Annotated in this window: 18 protein-coding genes; 7 read left to right on the top strand and 11 right to left on the bottom strand. The window is 65.0% G+C overall.

Translation table 11 applies throughout. The annotated features are described in order from the left end of the window. Nucleotides 1–11 precede the first annotated feature (11 nt). Together lptM and argH are read right to left on the bottom strand one after the other, a co-directional pair. Entirely contained in the window at nucleotides 12–305 is a 294-nt protein-coding gene (gene lptM, locus JJB99_RS05375) for an LPS translocon maturation chaperone LptM (RefSeq protein WP_200497749.1), read from the bottom strand. A gap of 93 nt (nucleotides 306–398) precedes the next feature. Then, nucleotides 399–1,796: an argininosuccinate lyase gene (gene argH / locus JJB99_RS05370; protein ID WP_200497748.1), complete on the bottom strand. Its 1,398-nt coding sequence runs from the start codon at nucleotides 1,794–1,796 to the stop codon at nucleotides 399–401. A 101-nt stretch (nucleotides 1,797–1,897) separates the two neighbouring features. On the opposite strand from argH, the gene tlpA reads away from it, so the two are divergent. After that, nucleotides 1,898–2,563 carry a thiol:disulfide interchange protein TlpA gene (gene tlpA, locus JJB99_RS05365; RefSeq protein ID WP_200497747.1) on the top strand — a complete coding sequence of 222 codons (666 nt, stop codon included), beginning with the start codon at nucleotides 1,898–1,900 and terminating at the stop codon, nucleotides 2,561–2,563. Between the two features lie 3 nt (nucleotides 2,564–2,566). Here tlpA and JJB99_RS05360 read toward each other — a convergent pair whose 3' ends face one another. From JJB99_RS05360 to JJB99_RS05335, 6 genes are all read right to left on the bottom strand, one after another. After that, nucleotides 2,567–2,761, bottom strand: coding sequence for a putative motility protein (locus JJB99_RS05360; RefSeq protein ID WP_200497746.1), 195 nt, complete (start codon nucleotides 2,759–2,761; stop codon nucleotides 2,567–2,569). Between the two features lie 222 nt (nucleotides 2,762–2,983). After that, on the bottom strand, nucleotides 2,984–3,865 hold the full coding sequence (locus JJB99_RS05355) for a 3-hydroxybutyryl-CoA dehydrogenase (protein WP_200497745.1): 882 nt from the start codon (nucleotides 3,863–3,865) through the stop codon (nucleotides 2,984–2,986). 207 nt (nucleotides 3,866–4,072) lie between these two features. Further along, on the bottom strand, nucleotides 4,073–5,017 hold the full coding sequence (locus tag JJB99_RS05350) for an electron transfer flavoprotein subunit alpha/FixB family protein (protein WP_200497744.1): 945 nt from the start codon (nucleotides 5,015–5,017) through the stop codon (nucleotides 4,073–4,075). After that, the gene (locus JJB99_RS05345) at nucleotides 5,017–5,766 is read right to left on the bottom strand and encodes an electron transfer flavoprotein subunit beta/FixA family protein (protein WP_200497743.1); all 750 of its coding nucleotides are present in this window, start codon (nucleotides 5,764–5,766) and stop codon (nucleotides 5,017–5,019) included. The genes JJB99_RS05350 and JJB99_RS05345 overlap by 1 nt, the downstream gene beginning before the upstream one ends. A 173-nt stretch (nucleotides 5,767–5,939) precedes the next feature. Further along, the gene (locus JJB99_RS05340) at nucleotides 5,940–6,512 is read right to left on the bottom strand and encodes a cob(I)yrinic acid a,c-diamide adenosyltransferase (protein ID WP_200497742.1); all 573 of its coding nucleotides are present in this window, start codon (nucleotides 6,510–6,512) and stop codon (nucleotides 5,940–5,942) included. Nucleotide 6,513: 1 nt separating this feature from the next. After that, nucleotides 6,514–6,708, bottom strand: a complete 195-nt coding sequence (locus JJB99_RS05335) for a twin transmembrane helix small protein (RefSeq protein WP_200497741.1) — start codon at nucleotides 6,706–6,708, stop codon at nucleotides 6,514–6,516. A 323-nt stretch (nucleotides 6,709–7,031) separates the two neighbouring features. On the opposite strand from JJB99_RS05335, the gene JJB99_RS05330 reads away from it, so the two are divergent. Further along, complete coding sequence (locus JJB99_RS05330) at nucleotides 7,032–7,925, top strand: YihY/virulence factor BrkB family protein (RefSeq protein WP_200497740.1); 894 nt, start codon at nucleotides 7,032–7,034, stop codon at nucleotides 7,923–7,925. Here JJB99_RS05330 and JJB99_RS05325 read toward each other — a convergent pair. Continuing rightward, nucleotides 7,852–9,120: an ATP-binding protein gene (locus JJB99_RS05325; protein WP_200497739.1), complete on the bottom strand. Its 1,269-nt coding sequence runs from the start codon at nucleotides 9,118–9,120 to the stop codon at nucleotides 7,852–7,854. The genes JJB99_RS05330 and JJB99_RS05325 overlap by 74 nt on opposite strands. 102 nt (nucleotides 9,121–9,222) lie before the next feature. Next, nucleotides 9,223–10,095 (bottom strand): tRNA glutamyl-Q(34) synthetase GluQRS, encoded by an 873-nt coding sequence (gene gluQRS, locus JJB99_RS05320; RefSeq protein WP_200497738.1) that lies wholly within the window; start codon nucleotides 10,093–10,095, stop codon nucleotides 9,223–9,225. A gap of 160 nt (nucleotides 10,096–10,255) precedes the next feature. Between gluQRS and JJB99_RS05315 the strand changes: the two genes are divergently transcribed. The 5 genes from JJB99_RS05315 to JJB99_RS05295 all read left to right on the top strand — a co-directional run bounded on the left by JJB99_RS05315 (nucleotide 10,256) and on the right by JJB99_RS05295 (nucleotide 15,792). Continuing rightward, nucleotides 10,256–10,915, top strand: a complete 660-nt coding sequence (locus JJB99_RS05315; protein WP_200497737.1) for a DNA-3-methyladenine glycosylase family protein — start codon at nucleotides 10,256–10,258, stop codon at nucleotides 10,913–10,915. Nucleotides 10,916–10,990: 75 nt separating this feature from the next. After that, the gene (locus JJB99_RS05310; RefSeq protein WP_200497736.1) at nucleotides 10,991–12,076 is read left to right on the top strand and encodes a DUF2855 family protein; all 1,086 of its coding nucleotides are present in this window, start codon (nucleotides 10,991–10,993) and stop codon (nucleotides 12,074–12,076) included. Between the two features lie 77 nt (nucleotides 12,077–12,153). Next, nucleotides 12,154–13,929 carry a flavin-containing monooxygenase gene (locus tag JJB99_RS05305; protein WP_200497735.1) on the top strand — a complete coding sequence of 592 codons (1,776 nt, stop codon included), beginning with the start codon at nucleotides 12,154–12,156 and terminating at the stop codon, nucleotides 13,927–13,929. A 121-nt stretch (nucleotides 13,930–14,050) separates the two neighbouring features. Continuing rightward, a complete protein-coding gene (locus tag JJB99_RS05300) occupies nucleotides 14,051–15,028 on the top strand; it encodes a peptidyl-alpha-hydroxyglycine alpha-amidating lyase family protein (protein WP_200497734.1) in 978 nt (325 codons plus the stop codon). Nucleotides 15,029–15,234: 206 nt separating this feature from the next. Next, the gene (locus JJB99_RS05295) at nucleotides 15,235–15,792 is read left to right on the top strand and encodes an HNH endonuclease (protein WP_008142962.1); all 558 of its coding nucleotides are present in this window, start codon (nucleotides 15,235–15,237) and stop codon (nucleotides 15,790–15,792) included. A 17-nt stretch (nucleotides 15,793–15,809) separates the two neighbouring features. On the opposite strand, the gene JJB99_RS05290 is transcribed toward JJB99_RS05295, so the two are convergent. Beyond that, complete coding sequence (locus JJB99_RS05290) at nucleotides 15,810–17,300, bottom strand: GH1 family beta-glucosidase (RefSeq protein ID WP_200497733.1); 1,491 nt, start codon at nucleotides 17,298–17,300, stop codon at nucleotides 15,810–15,812.

Genomic DNA, 17,300 nt, shown 5'->3' with positions numbered 1-17,300 from the left:
GGTTGCCCGGCTTATTTCTTGCCGGGAGATTCGTCCAGGAGCGGGTCGAGGATAAACGATCGTTTCTTGCCCTTGGGCGCCGCCGGCGCAGCGTCCGCGCCATAGGTGGGATTGAACACGCTCGGCGTCTTCTGGGCTTCGGTCTCGGTGTCGGTCGGCGCTGCGACATTGGCCGTCGAGGCGCTGGAGGCGGTCGGCGGCAGGTCTAGCGGGCCCTTGCGGCCGCAGCCGGCCAGCGCGAGCGCGCTCAGGCTCAAGACAATGATGGCCCACCCCGAGCCGGCCGGGCGAAACTTTGACGTCACGACGAAATCCCCACTACGCGGGGCGCACCATACACAGATTGGCGCGCTCTGGCGAGAGCCGGATGACCATGAAACATCAGCGAAATTTTGCCTTCAGCCCGATTTTCGCTCTTTTTCCAGCCGCTTCAGCCAGCTCTTCGCCTGCGACGCCACGTTCTTCGGCGCGGTGCCGCCAAAGCTGGTCCGGCTCTTCACCGACGATTCGACCGAGAGCACGCCGAGCACCTCCTTGGTGATCCTGGGCTCGATCGCCTGCATCTCCCTCAGCGGCAACTCGTGTAGCGCGACGCCGCCCTCGGACGCCTTGGCGACGATGCGGCCGGTGACATGATGGGCGTCGCGGAACGGCATCTTCAGCGTCCGCACCAACCAATCGGCGAGGTCGGTCGCGGTCGCATAGCCCTCGCCCGCCGCCGCCTTCATCCTGGCCTCGTCGGGGACGAGGTCGCGGACCATGCCGGTCATGGCGCGGATTGCCAGCGACAGCGCGGCAAAACCCTCCATGGCGCCCTGCTTGTCCTCCTGCATATCCTTTTGATAGGCGAGCGGCAGGCCCTTCATCACGATCAGCAGGCCATTGAGCGCACCGATGACGCGGCCGGTCTTGGCGCGCACCAGCTCGGCGGCGTCAGGATTGCGCTTCTGCGGCATGATCGAGGAACCCGTGGTGAACTTGTCGCTGAGCCGGATCAGCCCAACCAGCGGCGAGGTCCAGATCACGATCTCCTCGGCAAAGCGCGACATGTGCACGGCGCAGATCGAGGCCGCCGACAGCGTCTCCAGCACGAAGTCGCGATCGGACACCGCATCGAGCGAATTTGCCATCGGCCGGTCGAAGAGAAGCGCCTTGGCGGTGGCGTGGCGGTCGATCGGGAACGAGGTGCCGGCGAGCGCAGCGGCGCCGAGCGGCGATTCGTTGAGCCGCTTGCGCGCGTCCTGGAAACGGCCGCGGTCGCGCGCCGCCATCTCGACATAGGCGAGCAGGTGGTGACCGAAAGTCACGGGCTGCGCGGTCTGCAGATGCGTGAAGCCGGGCATCACGGTGCCGGCATGCTCGAGCGCGCGCTCCACCAGCGCCTGCTGGAACTCCGCGAGCGCCGCATCGGTCTCGTCGATGATATCGCGCACGAACAGGCGGAAGTCGGTCGCGACCTGATCGTTGCGCGAGCGCGCGGTGTGCAGGCGACCGGCGGCGGGGCCGATCAGCTCGGACAGGCGGCTCTCGACGTTCATATGGATATCTTCGAGCGCGCGCTTGAACGTGAAGTCGCCCTTGCCGATCTCTGACAAAATCGTGTCTAGACCCTTGCCGATATTTTTCGCATCAGAGCCAGTAATGATGCCTTGGCTGGCGAGCATCGCGGCGTGGGCCTTGGACGCGGCAATGTCCTGGGCAAAGAGGTGGCGATCGACGTCGATGGACACGTTGATCTCTTCCATGATCTCATCGGGACGTTCCGAGAACCGGCCGCCCCACATCTTGTTGCTCATGATCCCCTGCTCACGCCTTGCCTTGCCGCATGTTTGCTGGCCGCGGCCAGCCGTATTAAGAGGCCCCTGATAGCCATATCTGCGACCGGATGACAAACGATATGCTCGACCCAAAACCCTCCGCCACGCGCCGCATCCCCATCGTCGCCGCCACCGTGGTGGTCGGCGGCCTTGCCGGCTTCGCCGCGCTGTACGGGCTGGGCCTGAGCCGGGCTCCCTCAGGCGATCCGACCTGCAAGCCGGCGGTGGCCACGGCGCAAAAGATCGCCCCGCTGGCCCATGGCGAGGTGGCTGCCCTGACCATGGCGAGCGCGCCGTTGAAGCTGCCCGACCTCAGCTTCGAGGACGCCGACGGCAAGCCGAAGAAGCTCTCGGATTTCCGCGGCAAGACCGTGCTGGTGAACCTCTGGGCCACCTGGTGCGTGCCCTGCCGCAAGGAAATGCCGGCGCTGGACGAGCTCCAGGGCAAGCTGTCGGGCCCGAATTTCGAGGTGGTGGCGATCAATATCGATACCCGCGACCCCGAAAAGCCCAAGACCTTCCTTAAGGAGGCCAATCTGACCCGGCTCGGCTATTTCAATGACCAGAAAGCCAAGGTTTTCCAGGACCTTAAGGCGATAGGCCGGGCGCTGGGTATGCCGACCTCGGTGCTGGTCGATCCTCAGGGCTGCGAGATCGCAACGATCGCAGGGCCGGCGGAATGGGCGAGCGAAGACGCGCTCAAGCTGCTTCGCGCGGCGACCGGCAAGGCCGCCGCATTGCTTTAGGAGTTAGGCGGTGACATTCAGGTTGCCGCCGACGCCGGGGCCGACATTGGCAAGCGAGGGCTGACCGGCGCCCAGCAGCGTCAGCACGGTGGATTTCTCCATGTCCATGTTCTGCTTGGTCAGCGTCGCCGCAATATTCGACTGCAGCGCGCCTTGCTGAGCGGCCAGCATGGTGCTGACCATCGCCACCATGTCCATTACGCGAACCCTCGTACTCGGCACAGCCTAGAGGCGAGCGGTTAACGCGACATGAATTGTCACAAGTGCCGTTGGGGGGTTGTCCGTGTCCCGGACGCGGCGCGGCACGAAGTGACGCACCGCAGAGCCGGGACCCAGTGGTCATCGTGCACGCAGCTTCTGGACCCCGGCTCTGCAGCGCATCGCTGTCGCGCTGCACTGCGTCCGGGGCACGAGAGAGCCTTACCTCGTCGGAACCGGCTTGGCGCCGCGGTAGTCGTAGAACCCGCGCTGGGTCTTGCGGCCGAGCCAGCCGGCCTCGACGTATTTCACCAGCAGCGGGCACGGGCGGTACTTGGAGTCGGCGAGGCCCTCGTGCAGTACCTGCATGATCGACAGGCAGGTATCGAGGCCGATGAAATCGGCAAGCTCGAGCGGGCCCATCGGATGATGAGCGCCGAGCTTCATCGCCGCGTCGATTGCCTCGACGTTGCCGACGCCTTCATACAGCGTGTAGATCGCCTCGTTGATCATCGGCAGCAGGATGCGGTTGACGATGAAGGCCGGGAAATCCTCGGAGACCGCGACCTGCTTGCCGAGTTTGGCGACGAATTCCTTGGACGCCTCGAAGGTCGCATCGTCCGTTGCGATGCCGCGGATCAGCTCTACCAGCTCCATCAGCGGCACCGGATTCATGAAGTGAATGCCGATGAAGCGCTCGGGCCGGTCGGTGGCCGCGGCGAGCCGCGTGATCGAGATCGAGGAGGTATCGGAGGCGACGATCGCCTCCGGCTTCAGGATCGCGCAAAGCTCGTGGAAGATCTTGCGCTTGACCTCTTCCTTCTCGACCGCAGTCTCGATCACGAGGTCGCAGTCGGCGAGGTCGTCCAGCTTCTCGGCGAGCTTGATGCGCGCAATCGCCTTGGCCTTGTCGTCTTCACTGACAGCCTTCTTGGAGACCTGGCGCGCCAGATTGCCGTTGATGGTGGCCATGCCCGATTTGAGGCGGTCAGCCGAGACGTCGTTGAGTACCACATCGAAGCCGGCTAGCGCCGCGACATGCGCGATGCCATTGCCCATTTGACCCGCGCCGATCACGCCGACCTTCTTGATCACTGCCGCCATAATGTCATCCACCGGAACGGCGCGCATATCGCGCCCTGCCTATCCCCTGAGCCGGGAGGCCTGATTTGATCAGAAGCTTGATTTAATCAGAACCTTGGCTGGAAACCTAGATTGGATCGCTTCGAAGGCGTGCCCCACGCCAAAGAAAACGCCTCGAAAAAGCAACACCGGCCGGAGTTTATACCTCCGGCCGGTGTTTTAGTGCGTTTACTTGCCGAGCTTGCCGAGTTCGGCCGTCAGCTCAGGAACCGCCTGGTAGAGGTCGGCGACCAGGCCGTAATCGGCGACCTGGAAGATCGGCGCGTCCTCGTCCTTGTTGATCGCGACGATCACCTTGGAGTCCTTCATGCCGGCCAGATGCTGGATTGCGCCGGAAATGCCCACCGCGACATAGAGCTCGGGAGCCACCACCTTGCCGGTCTGGCCGACCTGCCAGTCGTTCGGCGCATAGCCGGCATCCACCGCCGCGCGCGAGGCACCGACGCCGGCGCCGAGCTTGTCGGCGAGCGGCTCGATGTATTTGGCGAAATTCTCGCGGCTCTGCATGGCGCGGCCACCGGAGACGATGATCTTGGCCGAGGTCAGCTCCGGACGGTCGCTCTTGGCGACTTCCTCACCGACGAAGGTCGACAGGCCGGGATCGGCCGCTGCCTGAACGCTCTCGACCGGAGCACCGCCGCCTTCGCCGGCAGCGGCGAAGGTGGAGGTCCGCACCGTGATCACCTTCTTGGCATCCTTCGACTTCACGGTCTGGATGGCATTGCCGGCATAGATCGGACGCTCATAGGTGTCGGGTGCGACCACCTTGGTGATCTCCGAGACCTGCATGACGTCGAGCAGGGCTGCGACGCGGGGCATCACGTTCTTGAAGCGCGAGGTCGCAGGCGCGACGATGGCATCATAGGACGGCGCCAGCGAGACGATCAGCGCGGCCAGCGGCTCGGCGAGATCGTGCGCATAGGTCTCGCCATCGGCGAGCAGCACCTTCTTGACGCCGGCCAGCTTGGCAGCGGCGTCCGCCGCGGCCCTGGCGTTCTGGCCGGCCACCAGCACCTCGACGTCCGCACCAAGCGCGGCGGCTGCGGTCAGGGCCTTGTTGGTCGCATCCTTCAACGACGCATTGTCGTGTTCGGCAATCAGCAGCGTCGTCATCAGAGCACCCCGGCTTCGTTCTTGAGTTTCGACACCAGCTCGGCGACGTCCTTGACCTTGACGCCCGCCTTGCGGCCTGCCGGCTCCGTCGTCTTGAGGACCTCGAGACGCGCGGCGATGTCGACGCCGTAATCGGCGACGGTCTTCTCCGCGATCGGCTTCTTCTTGGCCTTCATGATGTTGGGCAGCGAAGCATAGCGCGGCTCGTTGAGACGCAGATCGGTGGTGACGATCGCCGGTCCCTTCAGCTTGACGGTCTGCAAGCCGCCGTCGACTTCGCGGGTGACCTTGAAGTCAGAACCGTCGACCTCGAGCTTCGAGGCGAAGGTCGCCTGCGACCAGCCGAGCAGCGCAGCCAGCATCTGGCCGGTCTGATTGCTGTCGTCGTCGATCGCCTGCTTGCCGAGGATGATCAGGCCCGGCTGCTCTTCTTCCGCGACCTTCTTCAGGATCTTGGCGACGGCGAGCGGCTCAACGTTGCCGTCGGCCTTCACCAGGATGCCGCGATCGGCGCCCATGGCAAGACCGGTGCGGATCGTCTCCGACGCCTGCGCCGGACCGATCGAGACCACCACGACCTCGGTCGCCTTGCCGGCTTCCTTCAGGCGCAGCGCTTCCTCGACCGCGATCTCGTCGAACGGGTTCATGGACATTTTGACGTTGGCGAGTTCAACGCCCGATCCATCGCCCTTGACGCGGACCTTGACGTTGTAATCGACCACCCGCTTTACCGGCACCAAGACCTTCATCGATCCTCTTTCACTCAATTTGGGAGGGGGATTATCAACTGGCGCGGAACCTAAAGGCCTGATCCGGCCCGGTCAACGCGCGACCGGGCCAAATTTTAGACCTTGGAAATGCTGGGCTCAATGGGTCAGCGACCCTTGGGGTCAGCGACCCTTGGGGTCAGCGACCCTTGGGGTCAGCGGTTCTGGCCAGGAACCCAGAGCACGTCGCCGGCGCCGTTATGGTTTGCGGCGCGGCTGGCCACGAACAGGAAGTCCGACAGGCGGTTCATATACTGGATGCCAGCTGCGCCAATGGGCTCGCCAGGCTGCGCCGCCAGTTCCACCATCACACGTTCCGCCCTGCGGCATATTGTGCGAGCGACGTGGAGGTGAGCGGCGGCCGGCGTGCCGCCCGGCAGCACGAAAGAGGTCAGCGGCGCGAGCTTGTCGTTGAGCGCGTCGATCTCGCGCTCGAGCCGCTCGACTTGGCTCGCCACCACCCGCAGCCGTTCCACCTTGCCTTGCCGTTCGGGCACTGCGAGGTCGGCGCCGAGATCAAACAGGTCGTTCTGGATGCGGCCGAGCATCGCGTCGAGCTCGGGCATGTCGTGGGTGTAGAGCCTGACAACACCGATCGCGGCGTTGGTCTCGTCGACCGTGCCATAGGCCTCGATGCGAAGATCGTATTTCGGACGGCGCTCGCCCGAGCCGAGCGCTGTCGTGCCGTCGTCACCGGTTTTCGTGTAGATGCGGTTGAGCGTGACCATGTTAGCGCCCCATCGCCCAGACCGCGATCATGGCGACGACGATCGCCACGAACTGAAGCAGCACGCGCAGGCGCATCAGCTTCTGCGACGTGTTGGGCGAGCCGCCGCGCATCATGTTGATGAGGCCGAGCAGCAGCACCAACGCTACGGCGCCGGCTGCCGCCGGCAGGATGAAGGTACTCAGGATAGATGTCATTAGGGGTAGATAACACCGTGTGCGCCGGTTCGCTATGGCGTTCCCGATCTGGCTTTCAAGCCAGGAATATCAGATGGTAGCTCGATGAATTTGGACCCGATGCAGCCGTCCTTCACCTCTCCCCGCCTGCGGGGAGATGTCGAATTCGATCGCAGATCGAATTCGGGTGAGGAGGGCTCTCCAGGAATCCGGCTCTCACCGTCGCCGCGGAGACTCCCCCTCACCCGCCGCGCTGCGCGCGTCGGCCTCTCCCCGGAGGCGGGGCGAGGCGAACCGCGCCGCAAGCGGTGTGAGAAGGCATCGGCCGCCAATAGTGGTGCTGCGTGAAAGCCATCCGCTATATCTACTGCGTCCTGGAGGACGCGTTCTATACGTTCCTGGCCGACGACGGCTGGGCGATCGCGAGCCACATCGCGCTGTCGACGCTGATGGCGCTGTTCCCGTTCCTGATCGTGCTGACCTCGCTCGCCGGCTTCTTCGGCTCCAAGGAGCTCGCCGACCAGGCGGCCAGCCTGATGCTCCAGGTCTGGCCGAAGCAGGTCGCCGATTCGATCTCGGGCGAGGTCCACGACGTGCTGACCACCACCCGCACCGGCGTGCTGACCATAGGCGCGGCGCTGTCGGTCTATTTCGCCTCCAACGGCGTCGAGGCACTAAGGGTCGCACTCAACCGCGCCTATGCCGTGGTGGAGATGCGGCGCTGGTACTGGCTGCGGCTGGAATCGATCGCCTACACGCTCATTGCAGCTTTCACCGCGCTCGCCATGGCGTTCCTGATCGTGCTCGGTCCGCTAATCATCGAAGCAGCGCGTCGCCACATTCCGCTGTTCGTCGAGTCCAACGAGAGCATCCTGACCTGGCTGCGCTATGGCATCACCATCAGCGCGCTGGTGGTGGCGCTGATCATCCTGCACACCTGGCTGCCGGCGGGGCGGCGCAGCTTTTTCCAGATCCTGCCCGGGATCGTCTTTACCATCGTGGCCTCGCTGATCTCGGGCATCGTGTTCGGACAATATCTGGCGCGCTTCGCCAACAATTACGTGACGATGTATGCGGGGCTGGCCTCGGTGGTCATCGCGCTTGTGTTCCTGTACTTCATCGCCGCGATCTTCGTCTATGGCGGCGAGCTCAACGCCGCGATCATCAAGTCGCGGCTACCTCACGGCGTGTCGCTTCAAGCAGCGCAGTCGCTAGGGCGCGCGGAGACACAGGCTTGACGAGGAAGGCGTCGGCGCCGGCCTCCCGAGAGGCCGCTTCGTCCTCGCCGCGGCCGGACACGCCGATGATGGGGATCTGACCCAGCGGCGCCGGCATGGTGCGGATCCGCCTGATCGCCTCGACGCCGTCGATGCCCGGCAGCACCATGTCCATCAGCACCGCGTCGAACGCGCCCTGCGCCAGCCGGCCGACAGCGTCCTCGCCGCGCCCGACAAACTCGGCATGATGGCCGAGTTCGGTCAGGATGGTGTTGAGCACGACGCGGCCGAACGGATTGTCCTCGACGCTCAGCACGCGCAGCGCTGCCATCGCATCCGCCTCGGGCTGGTCCTTCGCCTTGCGGGACCTGACCGGTCCAGCCGCATCCAGCGACACCGTCAACGTGAAGGTGGCGCCGCCGGCGCGCCGCGGCGCGACGGCAATGTCGCCGCCCATCGCGCGCGCCAGCTGCTTCACCGAGGACAGCCCCAGGCCGGCGCCGCCGAAGCGCGAGGCGATGGTGACATTGGCCTGGGTGAATGGGCGGAACAGCCGCTTGATCTCGGCCATGGTGAGGCCGATGCCGCTGTCGGAGACCGAGAAGGCGACACCGACCCTGCTCTTCTCTTTTGCTTTGCCCTTCGGCTTGCTCTTGGCAGGACGCAAGGGCGCGACCGCGAGTGCGACGCCGCCGTGCTCGGTAAATTTCACGGCATTGTCGATCAGGTTCTCGAGCGCGGCGCGCAGGCGGACGGGGTCGCCGACCACGAGCCCCGGCAGCTTGTCAGAGATCTCGACCTGGGCCTGGAGGCCCTTGGCCGCGGCGCGGCCGGCCAGCGAATCGCCGGCGCTGCGGGCGAGCGTCCTGAGGTCGAACAGGTCCTGCCGGAGGATATTCCCACCCTTTCCGGTCCGGGCAGCGTCCACGAATACCGTGGCAAGGCTCGCCAGGTGCTCGGCACCGGCCTTGATGGTGTCGGCCCAGCGCCGCTCCCGCTCGCCAAGATCGGAGGTCGCGAGCAGGTCGCTGATGGCGAGAATGCCGGTTAGGGGAGTGCGGACCTCATGGGCAAAGGCGGCGAGCGCGGCCTGGACCACGTCCGGCGCGCCCGCTTTGGTGCTGCGCTTGCGCACTTGTCCGGCCGTCCCGGAGCGCTTCCGAGGCAGTTGCCTCGACGTCCGCGTGGTGCGCGCTGGGCGCGTTTTCGCCGCCATAACTCCCCTTCGAAGAATTCCTTCGAACCCCAGGCTCAAGGCAAGAATGGCACGGCGGAACACCTGGAGTCACGGCGGCGTTTGGCTAAACCCCAGAGAAACTTAACCTAATCCCACCAGCTGGCGGATTCCGGCAGGCATCACGCCGGCCGTGCGCAACTCGCGCAGGCCGGTCGAGCGGCTCGACTTCGACAGCTTCCGCCCCTCCGCATCGCGAATCAGGGCGTGGTGGCGGTAGGCCGGTTCCGGAAGGCCAAGCAGGAGCTGGAGCAAACGGTGAACCGAAGTGGCGTGAAACAGGTCCTGGCCCCGCACCACCTCGCTGACGCCCTGGAGGGCGTCGTCGACGACGACAGAGAGATGATAGCTGGTCGGGGTCTCCTTGCGGGCCAGGATAACGTCGCCCCAAGCCTCCGGCCGCGCCGGGACGGTGCCGCGCTCGCCGCCGGGGCCCTCGCCGAGCTCGTTCCAGCTCAGGCCGGCGGCGCGGCGGCAGGCGGCGGCCATGTCGAGCCGCAGCGCGTAAGGCGCGCCTGACGCGATCAGGTGCTTCTGCTCGCTCGCAGACAGCGATTTGGCGTCGCCGGGATAGAGCGGCGCACCGTCGGGATCGCGCGGCCACGGCCCGTCGGCCTCGCGCGCAACCACCAGCTTGGCAATCTCGGCGCGGCTTTCGAACGCGGGATAGACGAGGCCCAGTGCAGAGAGTTTTTCCAGCGCGGCGCGATAGTCGGAAAGATGTTCGGACTGCCGCCGCACCGGCGTCTCCCAGGATATCCCGAGCCAGGCGAGATCCTCGTAGATCGCCGTCTCGAACTCCGGCCGGCAGCGCGTCGCGTCGATGTCCTCGATCCGCAGCAATAGCCGCCCGCCCGCCTCGCGCGCGCGCTCGAAATTGAGCAGCGCCGAATAGGCGTGGCCGAGATGGAGGTAGCCGTTGGGGCTGGGGGCAAATCGGAAAACGGGTGGCGGCATATGCAAAGATCTCGTCATGGCCGGGCCTGCAGCCACGGTCGTCGTCATTCCGGTCCGATGCTCCTGGGCCGCGCTTCGCGCGATCCCATCGCATCGCCCCGGAATGACGGAGTAAGATATTCGACACGGGGTCAAGCCCGCGCATGAGAAGTCGAGCCATATGACCATCCATCTCGAAACCCAGTCTGATCTCGAAGACGCCGTCCACGCGCTGGTCAAGCGCGATCCGCGCCTCAAGCCGGTGCTCGAGCTCGCGGGCATGCCGGCGTTGCGCCGCCGCGAGCCGGGCTTTACGGGGCTGGCGCACATTGTCTGTGGGCAGCAGCTTTCGACCGCGAGCGCGGCGGCGATCTGGGGACGATTATCCGCAGCGTTCGATCCGTTCGACCATGACGCCGTGCGGCGCGCCCGCACCGACCGGCTGGGACGGCTCGGCCTGTCCGCAGCCAAGATCAAGACGCTGAAGCATCTCGCGCGCGAGATCGGTGCGCGGCGGCTGAACCTCGACGTGCTCGCCGAAGAAGATGCCGACGCAGCGCATCACACGTTGATCTCGCTGCCCGGCATCGGACCGTGGACCGCGGATGTCTATCTGCTGTTCTGTCTCGGCCATGGCGATGCGTGGCCGGCGGGCGACCTCGCCGTGCAGGAGGGCATCCGCATCGGGCTCGGCCTGAAGGCGCGGCCGACCGAAAAGCAGATGGCCCCGCTCGCCGAACCCTGGCGTCCGCTGCGCGGCGCCGCCGCGCACCTGTGGTGGAGCTATTATCGCGCGATGAAGAAGCGCGAAGGCGTGCTGTCGGGGACGAACAGCGTTTAAAACTATGTTGCGGTTGCAAACGGCGCGCGCGTGAACGATGGAGATGCCGGAACGAACCAAACCGCGATCGACATCATGACAGCCACCGACTTCATCGTCGCGCGCGACGATTTCGAAACCTGCAAGACGATCACAACCGAGCTGCCCGCGACGGATACCCTGCCGCAGGATGCGCTGCTGGTGCAGGTCGACCGCTTCGCCTTCAGCGCCAACAACATCACTTATGCCGTGCTCGGCGGCGAGATGAAATACTGGCAGCTCTTTCCCGCACCACACGGATTCGGCAACATTCCGGTATGGGGCTTTGGCGAGGTGATCGCCTCGAAGCATCCGAACGTGCCCGTGGGCGAGCGCCTGTTCGGATATTTCCCGATGGCGACGCATCTCGTCATCGAAGCCACCGATGTCAGCAAGCGGACCTTGCGCGACGGCGCCATGCACCGGCAACGCGTGGCGCCGGTCTATAACGCCTATGGACGCGTCAGCGGCGATCCCGCCTATACCGGACGGCAGGGCGACTACCAGGCCTTGCTGCGGCCGCTGTTCATGCTGTCGTTCCTGGTCGACGACTTCCTGGCCGAGAACGACGATTTCGGCGCGCGCCGCGTGCTGCTCTCGAGCGCCTCGAGCAAGACTGCGTTTGGGCTCGCCCATCTGTTGCACGCGCGCGGCCGCAAGGTGATCGGCCTGACCTCATCAGGCAACACCGGCTTCGTCGGCTCGCTCGGCTGCTACAACGAGGTCGTCACCTATGATCGCGTGACGTCGCTGCCATCAGACGCCCCGGTCGCCTTCGTCGACATGGCCGGCAACAGCGCGCTGCGCGCCGCGCTGCACCGGCATTTTGGCGACCAGATGAAATGCTCGGTGCGGGTCGGATTGACGCATCGCGCCACCGAGCCCGAGGAGGGCGAGCTCCCGGGCGCCAGGCCGCGCTGGTTCTTCGCGCCCGACCAGATCCGCAAGCGTGCCAACGAATGGGGTCCGGGCGGGATCGAGCAGCGTTTTGGTTCTGCGTGGTCGGGCTTCGCACCGTTGCTGGAGCGATGCCTGAGCGTGGTCGAGAGCCGCGGACCCGAGGCGGTACGGCAGGTCTATCTCGACACGCTGAAGGGGCGCATTCCGCCGGAGCAGGGCCACATGCTGTCGCTGCTCGGGTAAACCGCTTTTGACATAACCTGATCCAGTATAGCGTCTCCTTCAAGGGAAACGCCGCGAAGACGGCCACGAGGTCGCGCATGCTGGATCGTACGAAGGATATTGCTGCCTCCGCACAGGCCTGGCTCGACGAGTTCGAGCGCGCGCTGGGTACGTCCGATCCCGCCGCGCTCGACCGCCTCTTCCTCTCGGACAGCTTCTGGCGCGATGTGCTGGCGCTGAGCTGGAACCTGCAAACGCTCGCGAGCAGCGATACGATCGCACAGGAGCTGACCAGGCTCGCACCGAAAGCGGCGCCTGCCAATTTCAAGATCGCCCCCAACCGCGCGGCGCCCCGCTGGGTGACGCGCGCCGGCACCAACACTATCGAAGCGATTTTCAGTTTCGAGACCGCCCTCGGCCGCGGCAGCGGCATCGTCCGGCTCGTTCCTGATGCCGTCGACGGCGACCGTCTCAAGGCATGGACACTGCTCACCGCGCTCGACGAGCTCAAGGGCTTCGAGGAACCGCTCGGCACCTCGCGGCCGCGGGGACAGGCCTATTCGCGCGATTTCCGCGGTCCGAACTGGCTCGATCTCCGCAACGCCTCTCGCGACTATTCCGATCGCGATCCGACGGTGCTGGTGGTCGGCGGCGGCCAGGCCGGGCTTGCGATCGCGGCACGGCTGAAGCAGTTGAACGTCGACACACTGATCGTCGATCGCGGAGCGCGCATCGGCGACAATTGGCGCAAGCGCTATCACGCGCTCACCCTGCACAACCAGGTGCAGGTCAATCATCTGCCCTACATGCCGTTCCCGCCGAACTGGCCGACCTACATTCCCAAGGACAAGCTCGCCAATTGGTTCGAAGCCTATGTCGATGCGATGGAGCTGAACTTCTGGACCGGCACCGAATTCGAGGGCGGCGCCTACGACGAGGCCAAGGGTCACTGGACGGTCACCCTGCGCCGCGCTGGCGGCAGCCAGCGCACCATGCATCCGCGCCATGTGGTCATGGCGACCGGCGTCAGCGGCATCGCCAACATTCCGGAGATTCCGAGCCTGGAGAACTTCAAGGGTACGCTGCTGCATTCGAGCCGCTACGAGGATGGCGAGAACTGGACGGGCAAGCGCGCGATCGTCATCGGCACCGGCAACAGCGGCCACGACATCGCGCAGGACCTTTATTCCAGTGGGGCCGAAGTGACGCTGGTGCAGCGCTCGCCCACACTCGTCACCAATATCGAGCCATCGGCGCAGCTCGCCTATGCGACCTACAATGAAGGCACGCTCGAGGACAACGATCTGATCGCGGCCTCGATGCCGACGCCGCTGGCGAAGAAGACCCATGTGATGCTGACCGAGCAATCGAAGGAGCTCGACAAGGAGCTGCTCGACGGCCTTGCCCGCGTCGGCTTCAAGCTCGACTTCGGCGAGGCCGGCACCGGCTGGCAGTTCAAATACCTCACCCGCGGCGGCGGCTATTATTTCAACGTCGGCTGCTCCAATCTGATCGTCGAGGGCGCGATCAAGCTCAAGCAGTTCGACGACATCGAAGGCTTCACGGCCGGCGGCGCGCAGATGAAGGACGGCGCGACCATTCCCGCCGATCTCATCGTGCTCGCGACCGGCTACAAGCCGCAGGAATATCTGGTGCGAAAGCTGTTCGGCGACGCCACCGCCGACCGCGTCGGCCCGGTCTGGGGTTTTGGCGACGGCTTTGAATTGCGCAACATGTATGCGCGCACCAACCAGCCCGGCCTGTGGTTCATCGCCGGGAGCCTGGCGCAATGCCGGATCAACTCGAAATATCTCGCGCTCCAGATCAAGGCGATCGAGGAAGGGATTTTGGAGCGTGAGGTGGGAGCCACGTAAACATGCCGTCATTCCGGGGCGCGCGTAGCGCGAGCCCGGAATCCATTCCTCTCCGATAATGCCGTACGATGGATTCCGGGTTCACGCTTCGCGTGCCCCGGAATGACAGAAAGGAATCCCCATGCCAGTCATTCTCGGCAGCGGCGAGCACCGCTACCGTGTCGTCGACAATTTCGTAAAGCTGCCCGAGGGCTGGCAGCTCACCGACGTCGCCTCGGTTGCGGTCGACAGCAAGGACCGCGTCTACGTCTTCAACCGCGGCGAACATCCGATGGTGGTGCTGGACCGCGAGGGCAATTTCCTGCGCAGTTTTGGCGAAGGCCTGTTCTCCCGTGCGCACGGCCTGCACATCGACGCTGACGACAATCTCTACTGCACCGATGACGGCGACCACACCGTGCGCAAATGCACCACCGCCGGCAAGGTGCTGCTGACGATCGGCATCCCGGCAAAACCGTCGCCGTCCATGAGCGGCGAGCCCTTCCATCGCTGCACCCATACTGCGCTGTCGCCGAAGGGCGAGATCTACGTCTCTGACGGCTATGGCAATGCGCGCGTGCACAAGTTCACCCCCGGCGGCAAGCTGATCAAGAGCTGGGGCGAGCCTGGCACCGATCCCGGCCAGTTCAACATCGTGCACAACATCGCCACCGATGCCGACGGTTGGGTCTACGTCGCCGACCGCGAAAACCATCGCGTGCAGGTGTTCGACGGTGAGGGCAGATATGAGACGCAGTGGAACAATCTGCACCGGCCCTGTGCGCTGTGCTGCTGCGGCGGGGGCAAGAATCCGACCTTCGTCATCGGCGAGCTCGGCCCCGGTATGGCCGTCAATCGCAAGGTGCCCAATCTCGGCCCGCGGTTGTCGATCGTCGACGCTAAGGGCAAACGCATCGCCCGGCTCGGCGGCGAGGAAGGCCCGGGTATCGCCAGCGGCAAGTTTCTGGCGCCGCACGGCATCGCGCTGGATTCGAAAGGCGACATCTATGTCGGCGAGGTCGGAGTCACCGACTGGAAAACGAGCTTTCCGGATGAGGAGATGCCGGCGGCGGTGCGCGGCACGCGGTGCCTGCAGAAGCTGGAGCGGGTGCGGGAGTGAGGCACCAGCGATGGCGTCAGGCAGTTCCGGCCCGGCCTCGCGTCAGTCCCTCCCAGATCGCGGCGTTTTTGCGCGCCTTGCCACCCCGCCGCCGCATTGCTTGCGCCTGAATAAGTCGCTCAACGGGCTTCACAATCCCGTCACGCTGCATGTAGTATGTCAATACATGCTGCTTCGCAGCGTACATTGGAGGCCGGGAGCGTTACTTGAACGCACATGTCTCGCAAGGCAGTTGGCCGGTGCTGGTCCTCAACGCGGACTTCCGGCCGCTGAGTTACTACCCACTGTCTCTGTGGTCGTGGCAGGACGCGATCAAGGCGGTGTTCCTCGACCGCGTCAACATCGTCGCGCATTACGATCAGGCGGTCCACAGCCCGACGCTGCAAATGCAGCTGCCGAGCGTCGTCTCGCTCAAATCCTTCGTCAAGCCGACCACCCATCCGGCCTTCACCCGGTTCAACGTCTTCCTGCGCGATCGTTTTGCCTGCCAATATTGCGGCTCGCCCGAAGACCTCACCTTCGATCACATCATCCCGCGCAGCAAAGGCGGCCAGACCACCTGGGAGAACGTGGTCGCGGCGTGCTCGCCCTGTAACCTGCGCAAGGGCAATCTCACGCCCGCGCAAGCAAAGATGTTTCCGCGCCAGAGCGCCTTCGCGCCGACCGTGCACCAGCTCCACCGCAACGGCCGCCTGTTCCCGCCGAACTATTTGCACGACAGCTGGCTGGACTATCTGTACTGGGATACGGAGCTGGATCCCTAAGGTTCAGAGGCAGCTCCTCACATCCCGATCGCATTCCGCGCCACCACGTCGCGATAGAACGCGGCGCTCAGCTTGGGCACCCGCGCCTGCGTCTCGAAGTCGACCCGGTAGACCCCGAAGCGCTTGCCGTAGCCAAAAATCCATTCGAAATTGTCCATCAGGCTCCAGAGGAAATAGCCGCGGATCGGCACGCCTTCGGCGATGGCGCGCTGCATCTGAGTCAGGTAGTTGCGCAGGAACATGATGCGGTCGAGATCGTAGACCTGGCCGTCGGCGGCGATCTTGTCCTCGGACGAGGTGCCGTTCTCGCTAATGTAGATGTTCTGGATGTTCCAGATCTTTGCGGCGAGGCGCGGCGCCCAATAGATCACCTCGGGACCGATGCGCAGCCATTCCGAGTTCATGTGCGGGAACGAGACTGGAAACGGCAGCACGTGGAAGCCGGGTGCGCGGTCGGAGGCGGTGATGTAGAACTGCGGCGCGTAGATGTTGAGGCCGACGAAATCGTTCGGCGTGCTGATGATCTTCAACTCCTCAGGCGTGAATTTTGGTGCATCTGCGCCGGCATAGGCGAGGAAGCCGTCGGTGTATCTGCCCTCCAGCACCACGCCGAGGAAGCCGGCATTGAGCTCGCGCGTCGCAATCTCGGCGGCGCGGATGTTTTCCGCCGTTGCGATCGCCGGCACGCATGCGGCGATGTTCTCGGCCGCGCCGACGCGGGTGCCGGCACGCCCGGAGGCGCGGATCGCCTGCACGGCGAGGCCATGCCCCAGCGCGACGTGATGGCGCGCCTGGTTGAGCTGCGCTGGCGGCAGCTTGAGGCCGGGTGCGTCGATGCCCCAGCCATAGCCGAAATTCACGAAGCGACCGACCTCGTTGACGGTAAAGATGGTCTTGACGCGGTCGGTCAGGCGGGCGGCGACATAGGCCGCGTAATCGGCAAAGGCCTTCGACGTGTCGCTCGACTGCCAGCCGCCGAGGCGATCCTGGAGCGCCTGCGGCAGGTCCCAGTGATAGAGGGTGGCGTAGGGCTCGATGCCGTTCGCGAGCAACTCGTCGACGAGGCGGTAGTAGAAGTCGAGCCCCTTCGGATTTGGCTGGCCCCTTCCTTCAGGAAACACCCGCGGCCATGCGATCGAGAAACGGTAGGCCTTGACGCCGAGCGCCTTGATCAACGCGACATCCTCCTTGTAGCGATGATAGTGCTCGTTGGCGCGGTCGCCGGTGGTGCCGTCCTCGATTTTGCCCGGCGTGTGGCTGAAGGTGTCCCAGATCGACCTGCCGCGGCCGTCCTCGTTGACCGCGCCCTCGATCTGGTAGGATGAGGTCGCCGTACCCCACAGAAACTCCTTCGGGAACGGTGCCGGCGCGTGACGGTCCGCCGCCTGCGCGTCGTTCTCCGCGGCCGTCTGCGCAGCCTTTGCACCGGCCGCAGCGCCGAGCGCGGCGAGGCCCGCAAACCTTGTCGCAAGCCTTGCAAAGTCGCGCCGCGAGAACCTTGCGAACAT

Source organism: Bradyrhizobium diazoefficiens (assembly GCF_016616235.1).
In the GTDB taxonomy this organism is placed as follows: Bacteria; Pseudomonadota; Alphaproteobacteria; order Rhizobiales; family Xanthobacteraceae; genus Bradyrhizobium; species Bradyrhizobium diazoefficiens_H.
The sequence above is the reverse complement of the archived record's forward strand: the minus strand, read 5'-3'. Positions and strand labels throughout refer to the sequence as shown.